Here is a 26,260-nt window from a genome sequence, read left to right as displayed (position 1 = left end):
GGGGTACAAACACTTTACCGAATGAGCGGCCTTTTTGCTACCTTTTTTTGGCTAATCAACAGGCCTGCATCAGCTGCTGCTGGAACGTCACTTATCGGTACGGACAGGGGAGCGCAGAGGCCGGTTGTCACGCGGGCACCAGTATGCGGAGAAGCTGCTGTTACAAAATGTCTGGTGGCCGCTCTTTGGCAACCTGGATGACCTGCATCCGGAATATGAGGTCTACGACTGGAACCGTAAATCCCAGTTCCTTGATTTTGCTTTTCTCCCTTCGTACGGGAAGTTCGGCCTGGAGTGCGACGGCTATCAGAGCCATGTGAAGGATATGGACCGGGAGCGGTTCAGCTATTCGCTGAACAGGGACACTTACCTGAGCGGACTGGGCTGGAGGATCATTCATTTCTCCTTCGATGATGTGAAGAACCGCCCCGACATTTGCCGTATGCTGCTGCAGATGGTTATTGCTCCGGCAATGCTGCGGAGTCCGTCCGGGCCCACTCTTACGCCGCTGGAGAAAGAGATGGTTAGACTCGCCTTGGCTCAAACGAAGGGGCTGCGGCCCAAAGATGTTATGCTTCAGTACAATGTTAGCTTCCGGACGGCCCGCAAACAGCTGCAGGAGCTGGTTGGTAAAGGACTGCTGCGCCCGGTAGTGAATAATGCGTATGTTTGCTACTATGAGCCTGTGCAGGGATTACCTGATTTGGGGGTATAGCCATGTTGCTGGAGCAGCTCAGGCAGGGAACCCGTAATCAGGCAACCCGCAATGTTGCAATCTATGCAACTTAGGCAGTTGGAAATTGGGCGGTGAGGGAAATTCCTGCATAAATTGCAACATTCATCTCACACAGACGGTTAAAATGGAAAGAATCCTGCCTTTTGTGCAACATTTCCCGGTTTCAGACCCTTATACCGGGGGGAATGTTGCATTATGTGCAGGATTTCCTTGTTTTTGCGGGAGTGTAATTCCATTGGACCCCCGCTTATTCCATAAGCGGATTAACCTCCAGCTCCATTTGTCCGAGCACCCCGTCCACAGTGGAGCTTTGGGTGTATAGCCCGTCCAGCAGCATCTGGATCTTCGTATCAATCTGCTGCCAGTTTTTGTGCCCCGGTGCAATCCGGGCACTCGCGATCTGGTCGAGCACAGCCAGCTGGATGCTCTCGGGTGAAGGCTTGGAGGCCGCCCGCAGGAAGACGTCGGATTCCAGCACCGACTTGCGCGACGGGACAAAATATTGCGCGGTAACGCGCATAGCCTCCGCGCTGGTGATGAACTTCAGCAGCTCCGCAGCTTCTGCCGGATGCCTGGTCTCGAATACGGACACTCCCGCATAGCCAAGCGACGTTCCTGTCCCGTTAATGCCTGCCGGCATCGGAGCGATATCCCAGGCAAAATCGGTGACTGCACGGGCCTTCGAGGTATAGCTGTAACGGTCCGTGTACATCCCGACCCGGCCGCTGTCGAAGGTCAGCTCATCCCCGGGCAGCGGATGCACCTTGTCCTTGAACATCATGTCACTGTAGAGCTGGAGCGCCTCTCTCCCTGCGGGAGTGTTCAGCGCAAACGATATACCGCTGCTGTCAAACAGCTCGGCGCCGTGTGACCAGAACAGCGGCAGCAGCGCATCCGACCAGTTGTTCCAGTCACGGACCAGCTTCACGCCGTAGATGCCGCGCTGCGGATCGGTGAGACTCCGCGCTGCCTTAAGAAATTCATCGTAGTTCCATTTCCCTTCCTTATACAGCTCCGTTGGCGTCTTCAGGCCTTTTTCCAAAAACAGGTCTTTATTGTAATAGATCAGCACCGGAGGTGTGGAGAAAGGAATGCCATACAGCCGGTCCTCCCGCTTGAAGATGTCGAGCGTAGAAGGATAGATATCCGCATAATGATAATTCGGGTCCCCCTTCACCTCTGCAGCAATATCCACCAGCTGGCCGGATTCCAGCAGCTGGGGAATCATCCGTTCCGCCAGCCACCCCGCATCCGGCGCGGTACGCGAGGCCAGCATAATCGACAGCTTCTGCTGATAATCGGCGAAAGGAATCGTCATAATCTCCACGTCTACCCCCGGGTGAAGCTGCTCGAATTCATTTACCAGCCCCTCCACCATCGCTTTCTGCGCATCGTTGCCCCAGAGACTGAACTTCAGCTTCACACGCTCCTGCACAGCAGTCTTCTCCTGGCCTGCACTTCCGCTGCCGTCTGTCCCGTCAGCCGCTCCGCTTCCTGCACCAGACGTGCAGCCTGAGATCAATAACAGCGCTGCCATAAGGCCTAACAGCCTTGTCCGTATCATTCTTCCTCCTCCTGCCGCCCCCCGGCGGGGCCGGCATCGTTCATCGCTTCCCAGTTCATCGGCAACCGCAGCGAGACCGTTACGCCGCGCTCTGCCGTATTATCCAGTGTCAGGCCGTAAGGCTCCCCGTAGAGCAGCCGGAGCCGCTGATGGACATTGCGCAGCGCCAGCCCCTTTTCCACCCGGCCAAAGCCCCGCTGGTCAGCATCCACAGCAGCAGGCCGGGAATGACTGCCATACAGCTGTTGTTCAAGCTCCTGCAGCCGTGTGCCGCTGATGCCAAGCCCGTCATCCTTGACCGACAGGACCAGATCCTCTTCGTCTACAGAAGCGGTCAGGACAAGATGCAGCGGCTCCTGCCCCATGGCATGTTCAATAACATTCTCGATCAGCGGCTGCAGAATCAGCTTCGGAACCACACAGTAATCGAAGGAAGAATCGATATGAATCACGGCCTGCAGCTTGTCGCCCAGACGCATGCCCTGAATGCGCAGGTAAGCCTCCACAAATCTCACCTCATCCAGCACATACACCATCTGCTCCCGGTGGCCGACCGTGTAACGCAGCAGCTTGCCGAGACTGGTCACCACGCCGGAGAGCTCCCGGGTATTGCCCTGAAGAGCCAGCATATTCACCATCTCCAGTGTATTGTACAGAAAGTGCGGATGAATCTGGCTCTGCAGCGCCAGCAGCTCGGCCTCCCGCTCCTTCAGCCGGGTCTCATACACCTCTTTGACCAGCCGGTCGATCTCGCCGATCATCGTATTGAACCCTTCGGTCAGCTGCCCGATTTCATCGCTGGTGGTCACCGTTGCCCGTTCGAGGAACAGCCCCCGCTTCACCTGCCTCATCTTCGACTGAAGATGGGCAATTGGCTTAATCAGACGGTTCGACAGCAGGATCGCCGCCGCATACGCCGCCGCCAGGGCCACAATGGAGACTATCAGCGTAGAGCTGGTTAACTCACGGGCGTCCTCGCGGAGCTGCGTGCGCGGAATCATCGAGGTCACCTTCAGTCCCGTATACGAAGATTCCGCCGAAGCTGTAATATAGGATTCCTGCAAATCGGGAAGCTTGTCTGCTTCAGAGTACAGGACCGCCTGATTCTTGTCCGTAATCTGGAGCAGGCCGCTTCCGCCGGAACGCAGCGTGGATACAATCGAACCGAAGCCCCGCGGCGTCAGATCTACTTTTACAATTCCCAGCTTGGCATTCGTATACGGCTCACGGATTACCCTGGCTGCGGAGATCATTCCCTGCTTCCCCTCAGTATAATAAGCAGCGGTATGCGGCGGAAGGATGGTCAGCCCCCCGTCCTCCCGTTCTACAGGTTCCATCCAGTCCGCCATGCTGACGTCCCACCGCTTCCGTACACTCTGGTCCAGATTGCTGAAGATTCCGCCGTCATTAGTGAACACCAGAATGCTCTCAATCTCCCCCCGGTCAAAAGCCAGCGAAGAGATGAACAGGTTCATCTTCAGCGTCTCATCCGTGCTCAGATAAGTGCCGGCCGGGCCTGCGCCCCTATGCTTACGGAGAATCTGCATCATATCCTCATCGTACAGCGGCGTAAGGGTGAGGCGGTCCAGCTCCTTAATATAGCGCTCCAGATTAATATTAATCTGGTTCACCACCTGATTGGACAGCTCCACCGTGCTGCGTTCGACACCGGCGGTGTATTTCCGGTAGCTGATCGTACCGATGATCAGAAACGGTATCGTGATCAGCAGAAAAAATAACACAATAAATTTGGTGCGCAGCGGCACATAACGTGATTTTGGATTCGACCCTTTTCTGAACAGCATGCGAAGCAGCCTCCCTGACTCTGGTTCCTACACCAACATAGCATAATTTGCGGATGAAGTCAGAGCCGCTTCGCCATGAGTATTTACCAGCGGAAGGGCAGCCGCTCAGCGCCTGCCGTTCAGCTATGCTCCAGCTCTTCCGCCCATATCTCCGTCTGTCTCCAGAAATCAGCAGCGCTCAGCGTACCGCTGTGAATCATATAAGCATAATCCAGCAGATTCGGCAGGCAGGGCAGATCCAGCAGATAGCGGCTGAAGGCATGGGCGGCGATCTCCGAGGTTCGGGTCACACTGGCGCGGATGCGCAGCGGACCCAGAGAGAGGCTGCTGATATCCTCCAGCCGCTTGTTGGTGTACCCCAGCTCCGTGAACTCCAGGTCGTGGAACAGCTCATGGGCCAGATGAATGTCTGTGACCTCCTTCAGGCTGAAGGAGCGGCCCGGAAGCAGTGCACCGGCAGATTGCCGCAGCTCCTCCATGGATGACTGATACAGCGTGATGACACGCTCCTTGGCGGACAGCTCAATCTGGGCGCGGAAGCGGATCTGCCCGATGGTGCCCTTCCGCGGATTCAGATCAATGCGGATGCCGCGGTCGCGGCAGATGGCCCCGACATCGGTGCCGTAACGGGCCTTGAAGGCCAGCGCCTGCTCCCTGCCGATCGCAAGCGGCTGTTCCACATAATATCTTCGTTTGCTGTGGGGTATCCGGTGAAACAGCAGGTCGTTCTTCAGCTCGGCGTACCCCAGCACATCGTCTCCGGGCAGCGTATGTTCAGCTGTCTTCATCATCCTGTACACCTCCTACTGGTAGACGACAGCGAGCAGCTCGCTGTTGTCCTCAAGCAGCTGGGTCTCCACCTCAAGAATGGAGAACAGCTGCTCCTTGGTCTGCATCCCGGTCAGATCCAGCATTTTTTCCTTATAGAAGACAAACGTCTTCGGGATCGTCGCATTGGCGTCCGAATAGATCGTATTCTCCTCCAGGAACGCGGCGAACCGGTCCGTCATATTCTTCTTCTGAAAAGCCAGATGATACGCATTCGTCTTCTTGAAGCGCACCACTCCCTCGCGGTCCAGCACGCTGACATGGCTCAGCTTCTTCTTCACCAGCCCGAACAGCGACTTCCTGATCTCGCTGGACTCGAACAGATACCATCTGCCGGAGGCGGCCTTCAGCTCCGTCTTGTCCGCCGGCTGGCCCAGCGCATCCGCTGCCGTCAGCATCAGCTCATTCACCGGCACCTCGCGGCTGGCCAGATCCTTGGAGCGCAGCTCGGTGGAGCCGGTAGCAATCGCGCGCAGAATATTCCGCTGGGAATCGATCTCGATCGTGACATCGACGGTGGCTTCGTTCGCCCCGGACTGGACGATTTTCTCCATAATCTCGGCCCGGATCAGCTTGATGTCATGCTCGGTGGCACCCACTACCGTCTTCTCGATCTGCTCGCGGACCATCGCCATCCCGACGCCAATCGTGGAGATATACGGCGCGTTGTTCGCAATCTGATGCTTGAAGCCCTCCTTCTCCGCCATCGCCGGAACCAGAACAGCCCCGCTGCCACCGCCGCCCACCAGTGTAATGAAGCCCGTGTCCAGCTCATAATCGCTGATCATCTGGTTCACCACCGCCATCACCTTGCGGATAGCAATATCCATCGCGGCCCGGGCCGCCTCCTCCGCAGACATCCCGAGATGGGCCCCCAGCGCCTGCCAGGCGATCCGCGTGCTCTCCATATTCCCGCGCGCATAATCCGTCTCCGGCACATGGTTCAGCAGATTCGCCGCTCCCGCCAGGGTCAGCGCATATTCCTGGCCTCCGGCGCTGCGGACCGTAACATAATCGGGGTCACCTTCGCGCGGACGGACAAGGCCGATAGACGGCTGCTCCAGATTCTCCTTGCCGGTGAAGCATTCGTATTCCAGACCGGCGATGTGCGCGCTGCGCGGGCCGACATCCGTAATCTTGCCTCCGCCGATCTGGATCATGCTGCCCCCGGCAACCGCCAGGGTCCGCACATCCAGTGAGCGCAAATAGGTCTTGTGTCCGCCTACCTGGGCATTCTCGATCATGACTTTACCGTTCTTGATCACGGAAATATCTACACTCGTGCCTCCGACCTCGAAGAAAATACCGTCCGAGATCTTCTCATACATCAGGGCGCCGGCCACTCCGGCCGCCAGCCCTGACAGCATGGTCAGGATTGGGCGCTTGCGCACCTCATCGATGCTCATGACCCCGCCGTCGCAGCGCATAATCATCAGCTGGGAGGTAATCCCCGCCTCCTTAACTGCCTGCTCGGTCATGTTGGCGGTCTCCATCATTTTGGGAATCAGGCTCGCATTGACGACCGCTGTGCGGGTCCGGGTCTTCAGCCCGTAGAGCTGGGAGATCTCATGTCCGCCGGTAGCATACACTCCCCGGCTGCGCGCTGCCTCCATCACTCTCAGCTCATTGGCCGGATCATCAACGCTGTAGGCCTCCGAGGCGACGATGACCTCCGCCCCCTGGGCCAGCAACTGATCAATTACCTCGTCTATCGCTGCTGCTGTAAGTTCTTTGGAGTCAATGAACTTGTGGTATGTGGTCAGGTATTTACCCGCCGCCAATTCGATATCCGCCACATTCGTCTCCGAGCGGGCACTGCGGGCATCCATTCCTGTCCCCATCCCTACGATGCCGACACGGGCAACGTCCCCTTCGAGCAGGGCATTGGTGGCCTGGGTCGTACCGTGGGCGATGAACTTGATATCGCCGGGAAGGATGCCGTTCTCGCTCATAATCCGCTGAATAATCTGGACAATCCCGCTGGCTACTCCGCGTTCATCGTGGTGGGTGGTGGGCATTTTGACCTTGGAGAGCACCTCAAAGGTCTCATTGTCAATCGCCACGGCATCCGTGAAGGTTCCTCCGACATCGATGCCGATTCTGATTTGTTTATTGCTCATAGCAGGTTCTCCTCTCCGTGAAGCTTATGTCTACAGGCTCATTTGCCGCTGCCTAAAAAGCGATCATCCCCGCAATAATCATCGAGATCATTACCGCAACGAACATCCACGGCAGCGTCTTGCGCAGCGTCTCAATAATATCCGTCTTCGTGTAATCGGCGATCCAGACATTGTGCGAGTTGGTCGGATCGCTGACCGCCTGCAGATTGCTCACGATACGCAGGGCCAGCATCGCCGCCACAGGTGCCATACCTCCGGCCACGATCAGCGCCGCGATTCCGCTGCCCAGTCCCCATACATTAAGCGGCCCACGGTAGATCGCCAGCGGAGACAGCAGCGTGAAGACAAGAATATACATCAGCGGGCTGGTTGGAATGATGCCTTCGATCAGCGGCTGGATTAACGCGGCCACCTGCGGCGCAGTAACTGCACTGAGCAGCATCCCGATACCGATCATCAGGCCGAGCGCACCGGCTACATCCTGAATCCCCTCCACCAGCGCACTCGACAACACATGGAATGGACGCTTCGGCGTGGCCAGCAGCAGGGTGACAAGCGCCCCCATGAAGACCGCAGACACAATATCCACCTTCAGGAAAAAGACCAGCAGCACCGGAACAAGCGGGCTGATCAGCGCAACCGCTCTTACATTTTTGCTGTCCTGAGCCTGAAATTCCGGTTTGAGCGGCATCGCCCAGGCACGGCGGACCTTACCGTCCTTGCGGGTATAGTAGACAATCATAATTAAGGCGATGACAATCAGCGGAACTGCACAGACGAGGGAATAGGAAGCAATAGTGTTCGTCGGCACCTTAAGCACATCGGTATAAATCGCCCACGTAGAGACATTGAACACTACCCCGACCGCGTTGGCCAGCAGCACCACCAGGCCGCTTACGAAGGGCTTAAGCCCGGCTGTCAGCATGATGGGAATCGCGATCGTTCCGACGAGAATGACCATGCCCAGACCGTTGGCCGCGGAGAAGATGACAGAGGCAGCGAGGAAAAAGATAATGGCGATCGCCAGCGGCTTATCACCCGCCAGCTCAGCAGCTTTGCGGATAATCGTCTTCGTGATGCCGACCTTGCTGAGAATCTGGCCGAACCAGGCCCCGAAGATCAGTCCGGCAATCGCCGTGGACAGCTTCATCGCCCCGCCGGCGAGCACTCCCTTCGTGATGGTGAAGGTGTCAGGGTTATCAGACAGCAGCGGGATGCCTGCAATCGCGGCCAGCAGAATCGCCATCATCGGCAGCGCGAGCAGCGTGGTCAGCTTGCGGGTCATCATCAGACCCACAAACACAATGAATACAAGTAAAATCCCGATAATTTGCACGGTTTCCAAGCCAATTCCTCCTAATATTTTGTTGAATATACGTTGTTATAAGAATTATTCACAAGTTAATCGAACGATGGTGAGGTACAGAGGCACATATTACAGGTATCGTGCCGCCCGTTATACTTCCAGATAAGCACCGTGCGCTGTAAGTGTCTCCTGCAAGCTCTTAACATCCACCTGCTGGACAGGAACTCCTGCCCGGACCGCCAGCGCTGCCGCCGTACCGCCCGCCTGCCCGATTGCGCCTACTGTCGGTGTTGTCCGCACAGCCGCCTGGGCTTCAAACGTGGCTGACAGGCATCTGCCGACCACAATCAGATTGTCAATCTCGTTCGTGATCAGACAGCGGTAAGGGATGCCGTACATCGCTCCCCACTCCAGATGATCCGTTGCCGTTCCCTCACCGTCCGGGCTGTGGATATCAATCGGATAGCCGGAATGGGCAATCACATCCTCGAAGGGCTTCACCGACAATATATCCTGCGCAGTCAGGGTGTACACGCCCTTGATCTGGCGGGAGCCGCGTACGCCGATGGACGGGCCTGTGGAGACAACCACGGAATCTTCAAATCCGGGAATATATTTTTTCAGAAAAATCTCCAGCTCGCGGCACTGCTTGCGGCCCTCAATCTCAGCCTCGCTGAGGCTCCACGGGTCTGTGCTGTCCTTGCCGAGAATCCGCGTGGTATTCATGATAATCTCACCGGGATTGCTCGTCTCGAAGAACAGTACATCCTCTCTCGGAATGCTGATCTCGCCGCGCGCCTTCGCCTCTCCAAATTGCCTGTCGAAGCCGATGACCGATAATCTGGCCGCCGAGTCCATTACCGTAATATCCAGATTCATGCGTGGAAACTCCCCGCGGTGCTCACGGATGTAGGCCTTTATTTTCTCCGTGTCCACTCCTCTCATCTTCATCTTCAGCGTCATCGGCTGCGACTGCTCATCGGATTCACGCCCTTTGGTGAACGGGATGCCGGACCAGGCCGCCAAATCGCCATCCCCTGTAGCATCAATGAACACATCCGCCGAGATCATGCTAAGGCCAGCCTTGTTACACAAGGTAAGTGACTTGATTCGTCTGCCTGATACCTCTGCCCCGGCGAGCATCGTATGATACAGCACCTCGCCTCCGCTCTCCTGCAGCATCAGATCCAGCTCGTACTTCATCGCTTCCGCATCGAACGGTGTCACCGAATAGGTGTAGTTCGTTGCATCCGGGATATGCCCCGGCGATTTGCCGAGCGCCCGGAGCCGCTGGATCAGTTCATCGGTGATCCCCTGGATAGCCTGCTTATCCCCCGCGTGAAAAGTCATCATCGGCCCCACGCCCGCAGCGGTCAGCGTTCCGCCGAGGAAGCCCCCTGCCTCAATGATCAGCGTTCTTGCCCCTGCCCTTGCTGCCGCAATCGCCGCGATGGAGCCGGAGACTCCCCCGCCTGCTACAACGACTTCATATTTCCGCATTATTGTTCCTCCTCTTCTCCTATAAGTTAACGTTTACATTACAGCTGCTCCCTGTACTGCGTGGGAGTGCTGCCGGTATGGTCCTTGAATACCGCCATGAAATGCTTGGAGCTTAGATAGCCTGACAATTTGGCGACCTCATAGATTTTGAGATTGGTCTCCTTCAGCAGCTGCTTAGCCCGCTTCATCCGGCACTGCAAGACGTAATCCGTGAAGTTCTGGCCGGTCTCTGACTTGAACAGCACCGACAGGTACTGGTGATTCAGATGCACCTGCTCAGCCATATATTGAAGCGATATTTCCTGATCCAGCCGCAGTGCGACCAGCTCCTTCACTTTACGGATCAGCTGTCTGCCTTTTTGCTCTGCTTCACCTTCCTCCGGCTGGCCCGTCAGCCCGCTCCCGGTTCCGTGCTTGCGCTTGAACTCCCCCAGAGCCTGAGCCAGCTCCGTGCGGTCCACCGGCTTCAGCAGATAATCGCTGATCCCGTATTTAATTGCCTGCTTCGCATATTCAAAGTCGGCGAACCCGCTTAAGATCAGGATGTACATGTCGGGGTACTGGTCACGAATCCGTCTGATCATCTCCAGACCGTTCATTTCATTCATCCGGATATCGGTAATCAGAACATCAGGCTTCACGCTCTTGAGCGCCTCCAGCGCAAGTCTTCCGTTCTCAGCCTCCCCTACCACCTGATAGCCGCCGATAACCTTCTCAATCAAATGCTTAAGGCCCGAACGGATCAGGGCTTCATCCTCCACCAGAAACAGCTTGTGCAACCCTATCCCCTCCAAATACAGTATTCCGGCCACCGTACCGCTCCGCCAAGCTCATGAGCTTCACCTCTTGTGAAACGCTTACAGTACCAGTATAAAATTTGGGGCACGTGCAAAGAAACGGTCCCCATTCGAGAAAAGGTATGAAATTTCGAGATCTATCCGTACCCTCTGCTTAAAACATCAAACCGGATGCCCTTAACGCCTGTAATACGGCGGGAAAGACATCCGGATCTGCTTACTGGTATATATTTAGCCTTCGCTTCGGCCCGCCTGATTACAGGCCTTTCGCTGTGCTATTATCGTACAGCTCAATCAGCTCGTCGAATGATGAGATAATGACATCCGAGCCCTTCAGCTCCTCCTGCCGCCCGAAGCCGGCGTAGCCGCAGCCGATAACGGTCTGCCCGTTGCCTTTGCCTGCCTGCACATCCGAGGAGCGGTCTCCGACCATCCAGGCGCTGCTGATGTTGTGATTGTCCAGCAGAAGGCGGAGTAATTCTGTCTTGGTTGCCGTCCCTTGGCCGCCCGCGCTATACAGGCCCTCGAACAGGTCCTTCAGCTCATGAACGACCACGATGCTGTGGATGTAGTCCTCCAGCCCGTTGCTGGCGACGAACAGCTTCACTCCGCGCTGATGCAGCGCACGCAGCGTCTCTACTACTTTGGGGTACAACAGGGTTCCCCCTGCTTCCAGTCCTTCAATCTCCAGCTGCAACAGCAGCTCGTCCGCCCGGCGGTGTACCGCCTCATCCGCATCAGGCATCACATTCTTCCAGATGTCGGCCAGCAGCATCCCCAGGCTGCCCAGGATGCGCTCCTCCGGCGGCGTAGGACCGGAATGCAGCCCTTCCTCCCGCAGAATATCGAACATTCTATGATAGGCGGGCAGCAGCAGGCTCTCCGTCTGGAACAGCGTACCATCCATATCAAATACAATCGCTTCCGGCCGGTTCAATGGGGGCAGCGGTCTGTTCTCCGCCTGTGTGTGTTCTTCGTTGCTCATGAGGTGACCATCCCTTCCGATATTGTTCTGCATACAACGCCCTTAATGATATAGGAAGCCGCTGGGATTGTCGAGACAGACCAAAAGAGCCGCAGCACCACACTGTTCCTGTGTGGATGCTGCGGCCCTGCCCAGCAAAACTTAGATTTTGTCGAAACTTGCAATCAGCTCATCAAGCACATCTTTGCTGACCATTTTGCCCTTGAAGCTGATCAGATTCTCGGCACTGCCGGAGAAAATGCAAGTAGGTTCATATTTTCTGAGAATGATCTTCTCGCCGTCCACAAAAATTTCGAGCGGATCCTTTATGTCAATTCCCATTGTTCTGCGCAGTTCAATCGGAATCACAATACGTCCCAGTTCGTCTACTTTTCTTACTATTCCTGTTGCCTTCATCATTATGCATCCTCCCTTGAAATCACCCATGAACAACTCTTGGTGTTAAAAAACTATCAAAGCTTCTAAAAAGTAGAAATGTAATCTCTATACTAGCATTGTAAAGTGCTATTTCTTTCCTGTCAATTTTATTTCTACATCTTTTGATATTAATCGACAAAAAATTCGACAAAGTTTAGAGTTTTTTCGACAAATTAATAAATTCGTGTTTGTTTATAACTATTTTATTCAATTAAGTCCAGAAATTTCACTAAGTCCGAAATTATTTTTTGGCGGCAAGTCCATTTCACGGTCAGATCGCACCCTTCACTTGCCGGCAGACTTATACTATACTAGCTATATATTTCAATCCGCAAAATAAATTGGAGTGGTCCCATGAGCACAGCAGCAGATAAAGAGCAGGCCATCTACAAGGTCATGGACTATATGACCAGCGTACAGCAGAAATCGCAGGCATTCATCGACCACATCACGAAGAAGGAGAATACGCTGTCGCAGAACCAGATTATGCTGATGTTCCTGTTGCAGCTTACCGGCTCCCTCAACATTACGGATATTTCAGAGCGCCTCATCATTACACCGGGTGCCGCCTCCTTCATGTGTGACAAGCTGGAGGATCTGGAGTATGTAGAGAGAGTCCGGACGAAGGAAGACCGGCGGGTGGTCAATATCGTCCTTACGGAACAGGGCCGGCAGCACATCCTCTCCTTGTTCGACACCTATGCAGTAGCGGATCTGGACAAAATGTCCTCGACGCTGCAAACGATCGATAACCTGATAAGCGGGATTACCCAACCTTGAACGCAATGTAACATTCCGGCTGAACGGCAGCTCCCTACAGGAGATGCCGTTTTTTGTTGTTTGGGAATCATGATTTACGTATGCCCGTGGATAAGGGCTAACTGGAAGGGCGCGAGTGGGCCAATTGTATGTGGTGATTTTTTCATCTTAAGTATTTCATTTATTATATATTTCGTTTAATATATATTATAGTTACTAAAATATATATGAACTGGCGGTGATTTCATTCATGACTACACTGAATTCGCTACCGGCAGACGGGAAGCCGCTGAAGGTCTACGGCTCTCAGACCTGCCGGGGCGACATGGAAGCTTCCAGCGTCGAGGTGCTTGGACATCTGCATGTCCGCGGGAAGCTGACGGCAGCGCGGCTGAGGCTCCGGGGGGAATGCTCGGTGGCACATTCATGCTGTACGCAGGAGCTTCACAGCTTCGGAAGTCTGCGCACCGGCAGTCTTCAGGCTGAGAAAGCAGCAGCCAGCGGATATTTATCGGTAGCCTCCTCTGCACATGCAGATGAATTCCGGGCTGACGGTGCGGTGCGGATTGGCCGGCTGTCTTGTACAGCAGCAATCCATATTGAGCTTGGCTCTGTGTGCCGGATCAGACACATGACCTGTGAAGGCGGGATTACTATATCCCCTTCTTCCAGACTGCTCAATATCCCGATGCGACCCTTCCGCAAGCTGAGCTGTGAGACCATTGAAGGTGCTGATATCACCTTATACAAGACCCAAGCAGGCCTCGTCTGCGGGCATAATGTTACGGTAGGGCCTGGTTGCACGATCGGGGAGGTCCGTTACCGGGATCGTCTGACCCTTCATCCCCAAGCTCAAGTAGGCAAGATCACTCGAATCAACGATACTGGAGGTATATGAAATGAGATCATCCACTGGCCCGGTGCCTTATCTGCGCAATTATCTGTCCAAAGCATTCGTCATCCTGTTCGCCTTACCCGTACTGGGAACATGGCTGGCGGGGAGCTTAGTCTGTGCCATCATTGCCCCTATAGCCGGCCTGCTGCGGACCTTCGGGGTCAGCGCCATAGGGATGAGGCTGACCACGAACTATTCTGTTCCGGAGTTCCTCAGTCTGCCCTACGGCCTGGTGGTAGGGTTGCTGCTGGCCTGGTCCTTCTACCACACCCGCCGTCTCCTGCGCAAATGCGTTGCCTTCATAAAAGAATAAGGGGCATTTCAAGCGCCCGTACCCGGCGCCGAAATCCCCCTGTAATCGCAACAACCTGTAACCGCAATCCTCCTGCCGGCTACAGCTTCGTTACCTAAGAACGAAGCTCGAAGAGCCGTGCAATCCGGCCGGCCGGGAGCGAGACGCTCAAGCTGCCTTCCGCAGCGTTCCAGCTCCATTCCGTCCCATGAGCCCCGGCAGGATAAGCGCAACGGGTCTCTGGTGTCTGCCCCTGAAGCTCAGACAGCCGCAGCTTGACCTCTGCGGCCTCTCCGGCAATCCGCCACACCGCAATATAGCGCATATCTCCGTGTTGAAGCCCGAGGCTGACCCAGTCTCCCCCGCTGTCAGGCAGACCTAGCGGCCAAAAGGCGTAGGCCTGCGGAATCCGGGAGCGGATGGATTTGTAATAATCCAGCGCCTCTTTCACGAGCGCCCGGCGTCCAGGCGTAAGCTCGGCCAGATGGCCGCTCTGGTGAACCCGGAGCAGCAGCGCATTGACCATATTGAAGATAACCTCTTCATCATCGCCCTCGCGCAGCGGATACGACCAGACCGCCGCCTGCTCCGGGGTCAGCGCAGCCGGAGCGCCTGCGGCAATCGCCGCATACTTCACATAGTCCTCCTGATCACTGGTGGACTGGATGCTATGGCGGCTCAGCATGGCATAGTCCATCCGCATCCCGCCGCTGGAGCAGTTCTCAATCACCAGCTGCGGGTAACGGGCAAAAATGCTGTCCAGCCAGGCCAGATAGGCCCGGTTATGCTGCAGTAGCCCGTCCCCGAAGCTGTCCGCTTCTGTCTCCGTACCGATTCCGGCGTTGATATTATAGTCCATCTTGATATACCCGACGCCGTATTCCTCCACCAGCCGGGCGATTACGCCGTCGGCATGTCTTCTTACCGCCGGGCTACGGTAATCGAGCTGATAGCGGCTGCGGTCCTTCACCCGCTTGCCGTGGCGCATGAAGAACCAGCTGTCATCGGTCTCCGCCAGCTTCGGACTGTTAATGCCCATTACCTCCAGCTCCAGCCACAGGCCGGGAATCATCCCTCGGCTGCGGATATAGTCCAGCACAACCTTAATGCCCTCCGGGAAGCGCTCCAGGGACGGTTCCCACTCACCCACACCATCCCACCATTCACCAGGGGCGTACCAGCCTGCGTCGATGCAGAAGTATTCACAGCCGACTTCGGCTGCGGCATCGATCAGCGGCAAGAGCTTCTCCGTCGTCGGGCTGCCCCACAGGCAGTTCATATAGTCATTGAAAATAATCCGCAGCAGCTCATTATCCTCATTCGGCCTGCGGATAATCCGCCGGTAAGCGGTCAGCTGCTCCGCCGCCGCCTGGAAGCCGCCTTGCACGGCACCTGCGGCAACCGGCACAGAAGTGAATTCTTCGCCGGGGGCGAGCTTCAGCCACCAGTGGTTATCATGCTCCGTGGGTCCCCCGGCCAGCAGAGTGAGCTGATCGTATTGATCGGTCAGCTCCCAGTGCCAGGAGCCGTTATGCTCAATCTGCCAAAACAGGCTGGCTCCGCTCTCCTTGTTCTGGAGCACCGCCATCGGCAGCAGCTCTGCCGCCGACCAGGAGCCGGTATTGCTGGCGGCAATCCGCTTCGAGCCCCGGTCGGACAGATGGGACATGCCCAGCTCCGGCAGGCTGTAGGTCTTCCATTGCAGCTCACTCTGCCATCCGCTGTGAGCAAGGCTCACCTCTATTTTGCCGCTGCGGTCTCCGCTGCCCTCCTTGTCCGCTCCGGTCAGGGCAAACGAAGAGACATACTCCACCCCGGCGTCTGCATCGCCTTCATTGCGCAGGACCGTCCAGGAGCGTACCACCTGTACCCCGGTATAGAACTGATAATGCTGTACGGCCTTCAGGCCGGTCAGCGGATCAGCGAGGGCAATCTCCTGCTTGCGGCCCAGCGCATTGACCGTATCCTGGTGGCCGTCATAGACCATACGCAGCCCCGGGTATGAGGCGCGATGTGTCCGCCCGTGATATTCCGCCCGGTCCTCGCCCGATAATTGCAGCTCCAGCAGCCGGAAGCCGGCCTTGCTCTTCTCTTCAATGCGCCCCGCCTCAAGCGGCGCAGCGCCGAAATGCAGCAGCCGTACATCCTGTTCCGCTGTAACTTCAATCGTAAGATAAAGTCCGTTCTCCGCTATTTCTATGAGCTTCTTGTCCATGTCTGATATAGCCTCCTTAATAGAAGAAAGAATAGAAGAACAGCCCCCTCAGTAAGTAAGCTTACCTCGGAGGCCGTTCAAGTTCATGCTGATGCTTTTATTGTGCGGACCCGAATTGAATCCAGGCCTTCTGAATTTCATCAATCGCCTGATCCTTGGTCTTGCTGCCGCCGATATACGCCTGCATCAATTCACCAAACTTCTGGTGGAACGTATCCAGCGAATAGTTCACGGACAGGTCGCCGGATTTCTCGGTCTTGAGGATTTCTTCCATCTCCTTAGGCATTTGCAGGTCAGGCATCGGTGCATCCTTGATCGGCGGAATGACCTTGGCTACGTTCGAGAACCAGCTTTTGCCGTAATCAGAGGTATACAGCCAGTTGAAGAATTCGATTGTTTCTTTGGCTACAGCAGAATCCTTGTTGATGCGCAGCGCCTGGTCAGCGCCCGTGATGATCTGGGACTGCTCCGGCTTGTCGCTGACCGGATAACCGGCGATGCCGAGATCGAAGTCAGGCGTGATCTTCTTGATCGCCTCTTCATCCCAGGCACCCTTGCCGGTCATGAAGGCGGTTCTGCCGAGGGCGAAGTCACTGACTTCCGCATTGCTGTCGCGTTCCAGCGGCTTGTCTGTACCATGCTTCACGGTAGTATCAATGAAGTTGAAGAAATTATCGTTCAGTACCGGATGATCCTTGAAGGTGGTCTTGCCGGCGATGAAATCAGCTACCAGGTTCTTGGCATCCGTGCCTGCATCGGTGGCTGCGGCGTCAACAAAGTGCTGGAAGATATGCTTCCATACCCACCACTCCTTGTAGGCATTGGCGAACGGTGTAATTCCTTTGGCTTCCAGCTTAGTGATCGCGTCATCCAGCTCGGCGGTTGTCTTAGGAACCCCGGTAATGCCGGCATCCGTCAGCAGCTTCTTATTGTACATCAGAACGAACAGGTTGCCCTTGACCGGGAGTCCGAGCACCTTGCCATCCGAGGAGCTCATATTGGAGCGGACGGCATCAGTCATTGCAGCGGCCAGCGGTTCATTCGTCAGGTCGGCACTGTATTCGGCAAAAGTATCAATATCGCCGCCCGCCGTCGTCTGGAACACATCCGGGGTGCTGCCTGCTGCAATCTTGGATTTCAGCACGGTGTTGTAGTCCGCCTGCATAATTTCAAGGTTAATGGTTACGTTAGGCTTCACCTTCTTGTATTCGGCAATGTAAGCATTGAAGGCGTCCGTGTATTCAGGAGATGCGGTGAACATATTAATCGTGACAGGCTTGGAGGAATCGGCTGTGCTATTGCCGGCTCCACTTGCTCCACCTGTGTTGTTAGCGGCATTATTGGTGTTATTTCCGCCGCACCCCGCCAGCAGTCCCCCGGCCAGCAGCAGACTCGCAGATACGGCCATGAATCGTTTTAACATGGAAGTTGCCCCCTTTTTCTCATACAGCTTGTGGTCTTGCTCATCATTCTAAAGAAAAAGAAAAAGGATAAGAAGGTACATAAGTGAACTTATAGGGGTAAAAAAGTGTGCTGATGTAACCGTTTCACTTTTCTCCCCCTTCAAGCTGCTGGCGGAACTCCGAAGGTGAGCAATCATAATAATTGCGGAATGCCTTGCTGAAATAGTTCTTGTCCTTGTACCCCAGCATCTCGGAGATATCCTGAATTTTGAGGGCGGGATCGCGCAGCAGAGCGGCCGCCTTGTCCATCCTTACCTTCTGCACATATTCGTGGATGCCATAGCCGTATTGCCCCTTGAACAGCTTCATCAGATATTCCCGGCTCAGGAAATATTGCTCCGTGAAGTTGGATATCTTAATATCTTCAAAGTAATGGTTGTCAATGTAGGCTTTAATATTCTCCAGCACACTGCTGCGGTCTCCCGACAGCTTACGGCTGATGCCGCCCGCATAACCGTCAAAGATATCATTAAGCAGCGCCGCAAACTGCCCGAAGGAGGCGAAATCACCGGATAAGCCGAGAGATTGAAGGGCATTGTCCTTGCCGCTTGAGCTCTGCGGCGGCAGCGCGTCCAGCTGGGCGGCAATCTCGCTGAGCTGCAGCAGGAATATCCGCAGCGCGCGGTCCGCCTCTCCGAGTGTGAAGCCTTCGGACTGCTGCCAGCTTCCGGTGAATTCATTCAGGATGCTGCGCGCATGATTCACATTGCCGCTCTCCAGCGCACTGCGGATCTGCGGCATTCGTCCGGTCAGCGACGGATTGTCCCGGGGGGCAGGCTGTGCCCCACTTCCCTGAGCAATCTGGCCGCTCTTCAGGCTGAGCAGATCGAGGTTATCCACTGCCGCCTGGGCCTGCTCGAAGGATGCCGCAAGGGCAAGCGGGTCACGGCAGGGCTCACCCAGCCCTCCTGCGCAGGCGATGCCGAACAGCTCCTTCAGGGTGGATGCCGCCCGCTTCATATGATGCAGCGTCAGGAAAGCGGCATCTTGCTCATATCCGTCCTTCATCGTGAAGATAGCAATGAACTCCCGCTCCTCCTTGGGACTGGCGAAGCTGAACGCCCCGAATTGCCTGTCACTATGCTCATTCATCACATTGGTAACCGCAAAATGCAGCAAATCCCGGTCCCCGTGGAACCGTTCCCTGCGCACCTGCTCCAGATTGAGCATCCGCAGCATACCGGCAGCGAAATGACTGGCTGCCCCGTCAGCACCGATGAGCGGCAGGAAGGCCTCATTCGACTGCGGCTTGAAGCTCCGCTCAAGGATGGACAGGTACATCTTCTCCTTCAGCTTCGGCAGCGACATATTCAGCGTAATATTGCGGTTGATGAACTCGCTCTCTCGCTTGCGCTTCGCGTCCAGCACCCCGGCCGCCTTACGCAGGGCAAGGTTCAGATCCGTCCGGTTCACCGGCTTCAGCAGGTAATCCACCACCTTGGAGCGGATGGCCTGGCGCGTATACTCGAAATCATTATAGCCGCTGATTACAATCATCAGCAGCTCCGGGAATTCCTGCTCGGCGATCTGCAGCAGCTCGGCCCCGCCGAGCTCCGGCATTTTCATATCCACCAGCACCAGATCGAACCTCTCTCTGCGCAGCAGCTCAAGCCCGGACTTCCCGTCTGTAGCCTCCAGCACCTCGCTGACACCGATCCCCTCCCAGTCCCCCAGAATCTGGATCGCTTCGCGCAGCGGCTCCTCGTCATCAATAATCAATACTCTATACATGTGATCCTCCCCGCGGCAGCCGCATCTCCATTTGTGTCCCCTGTTCCCTGCTGTGAATGACCAGTCCCGCCTGTTCCCCGTACAGCAGCTTCAGCCGGGTGTTCAGATTCTTCAGCCCGATGCTCTCCATGCCATTCTCCTCATCCGTATCCGGGCCGCGGTCCTCCCACTGAACCTCCAGCGAAGCCATGACCTGCTCCAGCCGCTCGGCCCGGATGCCCGGTCCGTTGTCCAGCACCGAGATGATACTGTGTGTATCCGTAACATGAGCTTCAATCGTTATCGTGACCGTACTGGACACCTTCTCCAGCGCGTGCTTGATGCAGTTCTCAACCAGGGTCTGAATCGACAGCTTGGGGATTCTGAGGTCCATCAGCCCTTCCTCCCAGTCATACACGACCTGCATCCGGCTGCCGAACCGGGCCTGCTGCAATGCCAGATAACGCCCGATGTGCCGCAGCTCCTCCCTCGCCTGCACGACATCCTTGCCGCTGATACAGTATCGCAGGGTTAACGCCAGATTGTCCACCATCTCGACAATATCGTCATTATGATTCTTGAGCGCCTTGGTCGAGATCGCCTGGAGCGCATTGTACAGGAAGTGAGGGTTAATTTCCGCCTCCAGCGCTTTGAGGACGGCGTTTTTTTCGACGATTTTCATTTTGTAGCGTTCATTGATCAGCTCATTGGTCTTCTCGACCATCTTGTTGAAGTGACGGGACAGGTAGGCGATCTCGTCCTTGCCGGCAACCGCAGCCTGGGCGTCGAAGTCTCCTGAGCTGAACCGCTTCATCTGGAGCGACAGATGCTTCAGCGGGTCGGTGATCCGGTTCGAGATGACGCTGACCAGCACAACCGAGACAATCAGGAACAAGAGTCCGATTGCCACACTCAGGGTTCGCGTCGTTGTTGCCGCTTCGTAGATTTGCGTGTAAGGAATCGGCTTGACGAGCTTCCAGCCTTCCTTTTGGCTGATGTCGTAGATTACGAGGTACTTCTGCCCCTTGCCGGTCCAGGTAACCCGCCCCTTCTGCTCCGGTGTCAGCAGCCCCGTCAGGCCCGCTTCCCTGCTCTCCCGGTAGAATGTCTTGTCATCCACGACATAAGGCTCATCATCCGGGCTGATATACATCAGGTGCTCTCCGCTGCTAAACGGAATATCCTTCATAATCTCGCCGGTCACCGAGGAATTCAGGTACAGCGACAATACCGCCTGCGGCTCCCGGGAGACGATGGAGCGGATCAGCCGGTGATAGCCCATGAAGACCTTGTCCGGGTTGACCGGGTAATCCACATTATTGCCGCTTACCGGAGCGGGAGTTCTGTCTGCAAAAGACTGGTAAGAACGGTTATACGGACTCGCCAGCGCCCGCTTATACCACGGCAGGCCGGTAATGGGCGGATGCGCAGACACCCGCACGGTGATATTATAGTTCTCCTTCGTCACATAGTAATACTTCTGCTCCTTGATGACATACAGGTAGACCGACTCCAGATCATTGCGGGAGAAATACAGATTCTTCAGATAATCCTCCACATACATCCGCGAGCTGTAGTCCTCCGATTCGTGCAGCAGGGCATAATTGAACTCGTCGTAGGAGATCTGGGGCAATGATAGCTGCTCAATCCCGCTCAGGTAGCTCTCCAGATTCCGGCCGACCAGCAGCAGATTGTTGCTTGTGCTGGCGATGCTGTTATCCACGGATTCCCGCTGCAGCATGCGGTATGAGATGTATGTAAGTGAGCTGACCACCAGAATGATCATACTCGTAAATAACAGGATCAGCTTGTTCGCCAGCCGCCGGGAGATCCGCTCCAGCATGGGCTCAGCCAGCTTCAGCCACCGTTTTTTCATGATGTTCCCCTTCTTCCAGAAGCCGGTTTCTGCCCTTTGGACAGTCTCTCTACACCGTTCACCTTTTTACCCTTAACTGTCCTCTTAAATCCATTTTGGCACTCACGAGGCTGCTCTATAATTACACCATATAGACTAACCGGAATGGTTAAGCGTGGCAAGCCGGGTCTGATTCTTCCACGCATATAACTCCAGAAGAGGTGCATCCATGTTAAAAACACTCGGCAGACAATGGCGCGAGAAGCTCGAATTCGGAATTTTTACACTCCCGGTTCTCATCTGTATCGCTATCGCCTTCTACATTCCCTTTGCCATGACGGTCCGCTATTCCATGACGAAGTGGAACGGGATTGCCAAGCATCCCACCTTCATCGGACTTGATAATTTCCGCCAGATTTTCTCCGGGGATACGAATTTCTCAAGTGCCGCCTGGTTCACGGTAAAATACGCGATTCTCTATATCGTGATCGTTAACGTGCTGGCGATTCTGCTGGCGGTGCTGCTGGACATGAAGCTGAAGAGCACCTCCTGGCTGCGGGCAGCCTTCTTCATCCCTTATATTCTCAGTCTGGTGATTGTCGGCTTCATCTGGAAATTCATCTTCATGCAGGGCTTCAACTCCCTCGGGGAGAGCACCGGCTGGAGTATGTTCGGCCTGAGCTGGCTCGGCACACCGGGGCTGGCGTTCATCTCCATTCTAGGCGTCTCAATCTGGCAATCGATCGGGTTCTACCTGGTCATTTACATCGCCGGTCTGCAGTCAGTGCCTGAGGATCTCAAGGAAGCCGCTACCGTTGACGGTGCCGGACCTATGCGACGGTTCTTCAGTGTGACGCTGCCGCTGCTGGCCCCATCCATCACGATCTCTGTGTTCATGGCGCTGACCAACTCGATTAAGGTATTCGATGTGATTCTGTCACTGACCGGCGGCGGCCCCGGCGGAACTACTTATAGTATCGCTTATGACATCTACCGGGATACATTCCAGAATAACCTGTACGGTTACGGTACAGCCAAAGCGCTGATTCTGTTCCTGGCCGTGCTGGTCGTGACCATCATCCAGCTGACAGTCTTCAAACGCAGAGAGGTAGAGGCCTAATGACAACTAAACCTAATAAGGCAGGCAAGATCATACTCGAAGTGGTGCTCGTGCTCTTGTCTCTGCTGTTCCTGTATCCGCTATTCCTGGCAGTGATCAACTCCCTGAAAAGCTTCGGCGAGGTCATGACCGATGTCATCGCGCTCCCGAAGCAGATCAACTTCAGCAACTACGCCTATGTCTGGGAGTTCATTAACTACCCGCGCTTGTTCCTGAACAACTTCATCATTACCGGGGTCGGCCTGCTCGGCATTGTGTTCATCTCATCCATTGCCGCCTATAAGCTGGCCCGGACCAAAACCAGATGGAGCGGCGTCCTGTACTTCCTGTGCATTATGCCGATGCTGATCCCGTTCCAGTCGATCATGCTGACTGTGCTGCAGACAGCCAAAAGCCTGAATCTGTCGGAGAGCACCTGGGGACTGGGCCTCTTGTACTGGGGCTTCGGCGCACCGCTGGCCGTATTCATCTATCACGGCTTCGTGAAGGGCATCCCGGCCGAGATTGACGAGAGCGCAACCATCGACGGTGCCTCCGGCTTCCGCCTGTTCTTCAGCGTGATCTTCCCGCTGCTGAAATCGGTCACCACCACGATTGTGATCATCGATGTGATGTGGATCTGGAATGACTTCCTGCTCCCGCTGCTGATGGTGAACGGCTCACCTAGCACCAAGACACTGACGCTGGCAGCCTATACCTTCGTCGGGCAGTATACGTCGGACTGGCAGTATGCGATGACCGCAATGGTGATGGCGGTGCTTCCTTCGATCATCGTGTTTATTTTCCTGCAGAAGTATATTGTTAAGGGCGTGGTGGCCGGGGCGGTTAAGGGCTAATCGGGCGCAAAAGAAGGCACGGCTTAAGCGAATCCGCTTGGGCCGTGCCTTTTTGATGGTGGGATTGATTTTGGGTATAATCGTCATTTCGGTGATTTTGGACTTCCGGCCGCTGTTATGTTTGGATTTCCCCATTTATACTGCCGGACGCAGTAGAAATCCAAACATAAAGGCGGACGCTACCGCTCCTGCAGTTCCAAAATCCCCTCCATTCCTCCACCCTTGAATCGTTCTAAACATCCATTCTACCCTCCCCTGGGTAGACGCGGACTCACATGCGCTTATTTCACCAATAGCACCACTTTTGGCACCATCCGCGGACTCACATGCGCTTATTTCGCACATTGGGGCCATAAACGAGGAGGAATCCGCAGCATAAGCTCCTCTGAGTCCGCAGACTCGGCGAATGAAGTACTTTCAGGCCGAATAAGCGCATCACAGTCCGCGTAGCACCACGTAGCACATATAAGCACACCTAGCATCGCATTAGCCTTCCTGGGAAGCTTGAAGGGGCGTTCGGGCAAGCCGCGCAGTTCCTAATTAGTCATAATCCCCAGAGACCTCACAGTCTGCGGACCACCCACCAGTTCCCGCGAAAGCCACTTCCCCCTCCCCGCATCCGCAACCTTCCGGGAGAGGTTCCTGCTCTACCGTCTAAGCCCGATCCGGTACACCGGCGTTGCCGTCACACTGTGGAACACGGCCACCGCTTCGCCCTCGAATACCTTCTCCACTGCCATGGCGGCGTCGTCAGCCAGCTTGACGGCCCCGGTGCGGCGCGGCGTAGTCTCCAGCACGATCTCGCCCCGGCGCAGCACCTCCCGGAACCGGGACAGCCCGATCTCCCACGGCAAGCCGTTATAGAAGTGGTCATGGAACAGCTTGCCGCCGGCAAAGGCATAGCCCACATTACCCGTGTAATTGATGCTCAGCAGCACCTCTTCCGTGCGTTCCAGCACATGCTCCGGCAGCTCTAGGACCACCTTAGAGTCATGAATCCGCCGCACTGTTACGGGAACCTCCTCCTGCGGAACCTGCACATCGTACTTATGGAACCAGCCCTCACGCCGTCCGCTGACGGCTGCATCCGCCTGGGCCGGAGTCCAATCCGTGACCGCCTCAGCTTCGCCCGCATATTCCCGGAACGTGAAGGCATGCTGCCCCGGGCTGATGAATTCGATTCCGCCTGGGGTCTGCACCGGCGGAACCGGCGAGAACATCACCCGGTTCTGTCCGTGCTCCTCCAGCTCCCATAGCTCCGGGGCTACCGCCGCGCTCATCGCATAGATCCGCACTTCTCTGCCATCTTCGCGCTTGATGACAATCATGGACGAACCATCATGCGGAATCACAACCGTATAGCCGTCCTCCTGCACAACGTCTCCGGCATCAGCCGCCACATCCAGAATACCAGCCTCGGCCGCAAGACGGAACTCGCCGTCCACGCCTTCCGGCATGGCGAAGAAGTAGGTCGCTGCTTCTGCCGTCTCTACTACGGTTACCGGCTGAGCAGTAGCATACGTAAGATTCAGCCCGTCCAGATCGAAGTTGAACGGCAGCAGGAAGGAAGCCTTGGACTGAACCGTCAGCTTGCTGCGCTGCGGGAAGCGGATGGCCTCCCCACCCAGCTCAACGTTAAACACCACCTCTTCGTGTGCATCCATCTTCACATGGTCCTGGTAATTATTCACGAACAGGAAGCCCGACTTGCCATCAGTGCGGACCGCATAACGCAGCGAATGCGCATCCTCCGGCGTGATGGCCTCTGCCCCGGCCGGGAGCACTGTTGCCATCGGAGCCAACCGGTCAGCGAACCGGCGCAGGAAGTAATGCAGCGGCCGGAGCAGGCCGTTCGATTCACGAATCTGGCCAAACTCGCCGATGGGCGCCTGGAAGTCATAGGTCAGCTTGGGTGTAGTGCTCTCGTTCAGGTATCCGGTGCTGCCCACCGGATTGGTGCCGCCATGGAACATATAATAGCCGATGAAGTTGCAGCCCCCGGCCAGCTTCATTAAGCTCATGGCGATGACGCTCTCCGGCTCGACCTGGAAGCGGGACAGGTACCAGGTCTGCATCCCGCCGCCCATCTCACAGCAGGCGAACGGGTATTTCGTCCGCGGATACGGCGGATTGAACTCACCGCCCGGTGCCTGATCGTCATGGAAGTTCACGAAGACGTACTCCGGCGTCGGCTTCTGCATCTGGTTCGGATCACTGATGCTCCAGGGGGTATAGGCATATCCGCCATACAGCGGAAGCACCTCATCCTCCAGGAACGGTGCAGCCCCCCAGCCGGTGCTGGTATAGATCGGGGCAATCAGCCCTGATTCTACCGCATACTGCTTAAGCAGACGCATATGCTCGGAGCCGGCAGCGCCGCTTGCGCCGCCGCTGTGATACTCATCACCCTGCTTGGCGGTCTCTTCCCAGAGAGCCGCGGCGGCATTCAGCTCATTCTCCAGTTGAATGCCAATCACCGGCCCGCCGTCCTTGAACATCAGGCTGCGGGACTGATGCCCGATCTCTGCAAACAAGCGCCGGACATATCCGAGATAACCTTCATCATTGGAACGGACATCGAACTCCCGCCCGAACAGCCAGTCCGGCAGCCCGCCGTTGCGGACCTCGCCGTGGCAGAACGGCCCGACACGCAGAATCACATAGAGGCCGTTATCCCGGCACAGCTTAACGAAGCGGCGCAGATCGCGGTTGCCTGTCCACTGGAACTCTCCTTCAAGCTCTTCATGATGATTCCAGAAGATATAGGTGGCAACCACATTGATTCCCGACAGCTTCATTTTGCGGATTTCGGTCTCCCAGTCTCCTTCGGGATAACGGGAATAATGGAATTCGCCGCAGATCGCGAAATATGGCTTACCGTTAAGCTCCATATAATAATTGGTGAAGCTGATCTCATCCCCTTGCGGACTGGGCCCGCCCAAGCGGAGCGAAGACGGATAAATATTCTTGGGGGACACCTGAGCTTGAATCGTATAATTCATAAGAATTGCTCCTTTGCCGTAATGTATGATCCGCGTACAACCTGTATCTATCATT

The 26,260-nt window shown here is 55.8% G+C and carries 20 protein-coding genes; 6 read left to right on the top strand and 14 right to left on the bottom strand.

Features of this window, described 5'->3' with window-relative positions; all coding sequences use genetic code 11:
• Nucleotides 1-124: 124 nt before the first annotated feature.
• Nucleotides 125-715, top strand: a complete 591-nt coding sequence (locus K1558_RS19610) for an endonuclease domain-containing protein (protein ID WP_238653340.1) — start codon at nt 125-127, stop codon at nt 713-715.
• A 268-nt stretch (nt 716-983) separates the two neighbouring features.
• On the opposite strand, the gene K1558_RS19605 is transcribed toward K1558_RS19610, so the two are convergent.
• The 9 genes from K1558_RS19605 to K1558_RS19565 form a co-directional block, all read right to left on the bottom strand.
• Entirely contained in the window at nt 984-2,300 is a 1,317-nt protein-coding gene (locus tag K1558_RS19605) for an ABC transporter substrate-binding protein (RefSeq protein WP_238653339.1), read from the bottom strand.
• Complete coding sequence (locus tag K1558_RS19600) at nt 2,297-4,105, bottom strand: sensor histidine kinase (protein WP_238653338.1); 1,809 nt, start codon at nt 4,103-4,105, stop codon at nt 2,297-2,299. The genes K1558_RS19605 and K1558_RS19600 overlap by 4 nt, the downstream gene beginning before the upstream one ends.
• A gap of 119 nt (nt 4,106-4,224) precedes the next feature.
• Nucleotides 4,225-4,896 carry a hypothetical protein gene (locus K1558_RS19595; RefSeq protein WP_238653337.1) on the bottom strand — a complete coding sequence of 224 codons (672 nt, stop codon included), beginning with the start codon at nt 4,894-4,896 and terminating at the stop codon, nt 4,225-4,227.
• 12 nt (nt 4,897-4,908) lie between these two features.
• Nucleotides 4,909-7,053, bottom strand: a complete 2,145-nt coding sequence (locus tag K1558_RS19590) for a hydantoinase/oxoprolinase family protein (RefSeq protein ID WP_238653336.1) — start codon at nt 7,051-7,053, stop codon at nt 4,909-4,911.
• A gap of 52 nt (nt 7,054-7,105) precedes the next feature.
• Nucleotides 7,106-8,389 carry a citrate transporter gene (locus K1558_RS19585; protein WP_238653355.1) on the bottom strand — a complete coding sequence of 428 codons (1,284 nt, stop codon included), beginning with the start codon at nt 8,387-8,389 and terminating at the stop codon, nt 7,106-7,108.
• A 120-nt stretch (nt 8,390-8,509) separates the two neighbouring features.
• Nucleotides 8,510-9,859 carry an FAD-dependent oxidoreductase gene (locus K1558_RS19580; RefSeq protein WP_238653335.1) on the bottom strand — a complete coding sequence of 450 codons (1,350 nt, stop codon included), beginning with the start codon at nt 9,857-9,859 and terminating at the stop codon, nt 8,510-8,512.
• 38 nt (nt 9,860-9,897) lie between these two features.
• Nucleotides 9,898-10,638: a response regulator transcription factor gene (locus K1558_RS19575; protein ID WP_238653334.1), complete on the bottom strand. Its 741-nt coding sequence runs from the start codon at nt 10,636-10,638 to the stop codon at nt 9,898-9,900.
• A gap of 274 nt (nt 10,639-10,912) precedes the next feature.
• The gene (locus K1558_RS19570; RefSeq protein WP_238653333.1) at nt 10,913-11,641 is read right to left on the bottom strand and encodes an HAD family hydrolase; all 729 of its coding nucleotides are present in this window, start codon (nt 11,639-11,641) and stop codon (nt 10,913-10,915) included.
• Between the two features lie 141 nt (nt 11,642-11,782).
• Nucleotides 11,783-12,040, bottom strand: coding sequence for an AbrB/MazE/SpoVT family DNA-binding domain-containing protein (locus tag K1558_RS19565; protein ID WP_274528657.1), 258 nt, complete (start codon nt 12,038-12,040; stop codon nt 11,783-11,785).
• A 372-nt stretch (nt 12,041-12,412) separates the two neighbouring features.
• On the opposite strand from K1558_RS19565, the gene K1558_RS19560 reads away from it, so the two are divergent.
• From K1558_RS19560 to K1558_RS19550, 3 genes are all read left to right on the top strand, one after another.
• Entirely contained in the window at nt 12,413-12,838 is a 426-nt protein-coding gene (locus tag K1558_RS19560) for a MarR family winged helix-turn-helix transcriptional regulator (protein WP_238653332.1), read from the top strand.
• 229 nt (nt 12,839-13,067) lie between these two features.
• Nucleotides 13,068-13,715: a hypothetical protein gene (locus K1558_RS19555; protein ID WP_238653331.1), complete on the top strand. Its 648-nt coding sequence runs from the start codon at nt 13,068-13,070 to the stop codon at nt 13,713-13,715.
• Between the two features lies 1 nt (nt 13,716).
• Nucleotides 13,717-14,025 carry a hypothetical protein gene (locus K1558_RS19550; protein ID WP_238653330.1) on the top strand — a complete coding sequence of 103 codons (309 nt, stop codon included), beginning with the start codon at nt 13,717-13,719 and terminating at the stop codon, nt 14,023-14,025.
• A 94-nt stretch (nt 14,026-14,119) separates the two neighbouring features.
• Here the strand turns inward: K1558_RS19550 and K1558_RS19545 are convergent, their stop codons facing one another.
• From K1558_RS19545 to K1558_RS19530, 4 genes are all read right to left on the bottom strand, one after another.
• Nucleotides 14,120-16,219 carry an alpha-galactosidase gene (locus K1558_RS19545; protein WP_238653329.1) on the bottom strand — a complete coding sequence of 700 codons (2,100 nt, stop codon included), beginning with the start codon at nt 16,217-16,219 and terminating at the stop codon, nt 14,120-14,122.
• Between the two features lie 97 nt (nt 16,220-16,316).
• The gene (locus tag K1558_RS19540) at nt 16,317-17,642 is read right to left on the bottom strand and encodes an ABC transporter substrate-binding protein (protein ID WP_238653328.1); all 1,326 of its coding nucleotides are present in this window, start codon (nt 17,640-17,642) and stop codon (nt 16,317-16,319) included.
• Between the two features lie 124 nt (nt 17,643-17,766).
• Nucleotides 17,767-19,413, bottom strand: coding sequence for a response regulator transcription factor (locus tag K1558_RS19535; protein ID WP_238653327.1), 1,647 nt, complete (start codon nt 19,411-19,413; stop codon nt 17,767-17,769).
• Nucleotides 19,406-21,268: a sensor histidine kinase gene (locus K1558_RS19530; protein WP_238653326.1), complete on the bottom strand. Its 1,863-nt coding sequence runs from the start codon at nt 21,266-21,268 to the stop codon at nt 19,406-19,408. The genes K1558_RS19535 and K1558_RS19530 overlap by 8 nt, the downstream gene beginning before the upstream one ends.
• A gap of 208 nt (nt 21,269-21,476) precedes the next feature.
• Here K1558_RS19530 and K1558_RS19525 point away from each other — a divergent pair, with 208 nt between their 5' ends.
• On the top strand, nt 21,477-22,367 hold the full coding sequence (locus tag K1558_RS19525) for a carbohydrate ABC transporter permease (RefSeq protein WP_238653325.1): 891 nt from the start codon (nt 21,477-21,479) through the stop codon (nt 22,365-22,367).
• A complete protein-coding gene (locus K1558_RS19520) occupies nt 22,367-23,203 on the top strand; it encodes a carbohydrate ABC transporter permease (RefSeq protein WP_238653324.1) in 837 nt (278 codons plus the stop codon). Before K1558_RS19525 ends, K1558_RS19520 begins: the two co-directional genes overlap by 1 nt.
• A 647-nt stretch (nt 23,204-23,850) precedes the next feature.
• Here the strand turns inward: K1558_RS19520 and K1558_RS19515 are convergent.
• A complete protein-coding gene (locus K1558_RS19515) occupies nt 23,851-26,205 on the bottom strand; it encodes a beta-galactosidase (protein WP_238653323.1) in 2,355 nt (784 codons plus the stop codon).
• Between the last annotated feature and the right edge of the window lie 55 nt (nt 26,206-26,260).

The organism is Paenibacillus piscarius, from assembly GCF_022234545.1.
GTDB classification, from domain to species: Bacteria; Bacillota; Bacilli; order Paenibacillales; family Paenibacillaceae; genus Paenibacillus_AQ; species Paenibacillus_AQ piscarius.
This window is presented reverse-complemented; position numbering and strand designations above follow the sequence as displayed.

What these genes read in the sequence shown, in the direction of transcription:
- K1558_RS19605 (WP_238653339.1), bottom strand. Translation starts at nt 2,300, where the DNA reads ATGATACGGACAAGGCTGTTAGGCCTTATGGCAGCGCTGTTATTGATC.
- K1558_RS19600 (WP_238653338.1), bottom strand. Translation starts at nt 4,105, where the DNA reads ATGCTGTTCAGAAAAGGGTCGAATCCAAAATCACGTTATGTGCCGCTG.
- K1558_RS19595 (WP_238653337.1), bottom strand. Translation starts at nt 4,896, where the DNA reads ATGATGAAGACAGCTGAACATACGCTGCCCGGAGACGATGTGCTGGGG.
- K1558_RS19590 (WP_238653336.1), bottom strand. Translation starts at nt 7,053, where the DNA reads ATGAGCAATAAACAAATCAGAATCGGCATCGATGTCGGAGGAACCTTC.
- K1558_RS19580 (WP_238653335.1), bottom strand. Translation starts at nt 9,859, where the DNA reads ATGCGGAAATATGAAGTCGTTGTAGCAGGCGGGGGAGTCTCCGGCTCC.
- K1558_RS19570 (WP_238653333.1), bottom strand. Translation starts at nt 11,641, where the DNA reads ATGAGCAACGAAGAACACACACAGGCGGAGAACAGACCGCTGCCCCCA.
- K1558_RS19565 (WP_274528657.1), bottom strand. Translation starts at nt 12,040, where the DNA reads ATGATGAAGGCAACAGGAATAGTAAGAAAAGTAGACGAACTGGGACGT.
- K1558_RS19560 (WP_238653332.1), top strand. Translation starts at nt 12,413, where the DNA reads ATGAGCACAGCAGCAGATAAAGAGCAGGCCATCTACAAGGTCATGGAC.
- K1558_RS19555 (WP_238653331.1), top strand. Translation starts at nt 13,068, where the DNA reads ATGACTACACTGAATTCGCTACCGGCAGACGGGAAGCCGCTGAAGGTC.
- K1558_RS19550 (WP_238653330.1), top strand. Translation starts at nt 13,717, where the DNA reads ATGAGATCATCCACTGGCCCGGTGCCTTATCTGCGCAATTATCTGTCC.
- K1558_RS19545 (WP_238653329.1), bottom strand. Translation starts at nt 16,219, where the DNA reads ATGGACAAGAAGCTCATAGAAATAGCGGAGAACGGACTTTATCTTACG.
- K1558_RS19540 (WP_238653328.1), bottom strand. Translation starts at nt 17,642, where the DNA reads ATGTTAAAACGATTCATGGCCGTATCTGCGAGTCTGCTGCTGGCCGGG.
- K1558_RS19535 (WP_238653327.1), bottom strand. Translation starts at nt 19,413, where the DNA reads ATGTATAGAGTATTGATTATTGATGACGAGGAGCCGCTGCGCGAAGCG.
- K1558_RS19530 (WP_238653326.1), bottom strand. Translation starts at nt 21,268, where the DNA reads ATGAAAAAACGGTGGCTGAAGCTGGCTGAGCCCATGCTGGAGCGGATC.
- K1558_RS19525 (WP_238653325.1), top strand. Translation starts at nt 21,477, where the DNA reads ATGTTAAAAACACTCGGCAGACAATGGCGCGAGAAGCTCGAATTCGGA.
- K1558_RS19520 (WP_238653324.1), top strand. Translation starts at nt 22,367, where the DNA reads ATGACAACTAAACCTAATAAGGCAGGCAAGATCATACTCGAAGTGGTG.
- K1558_RS19515 (WP_238653323.1), bottom strand. Translation starts at nt 26,205, where the DNA reads ATGAATTATACGATTCAAGCTCAGGTGTCCCCCAAGAATATTTATCCG.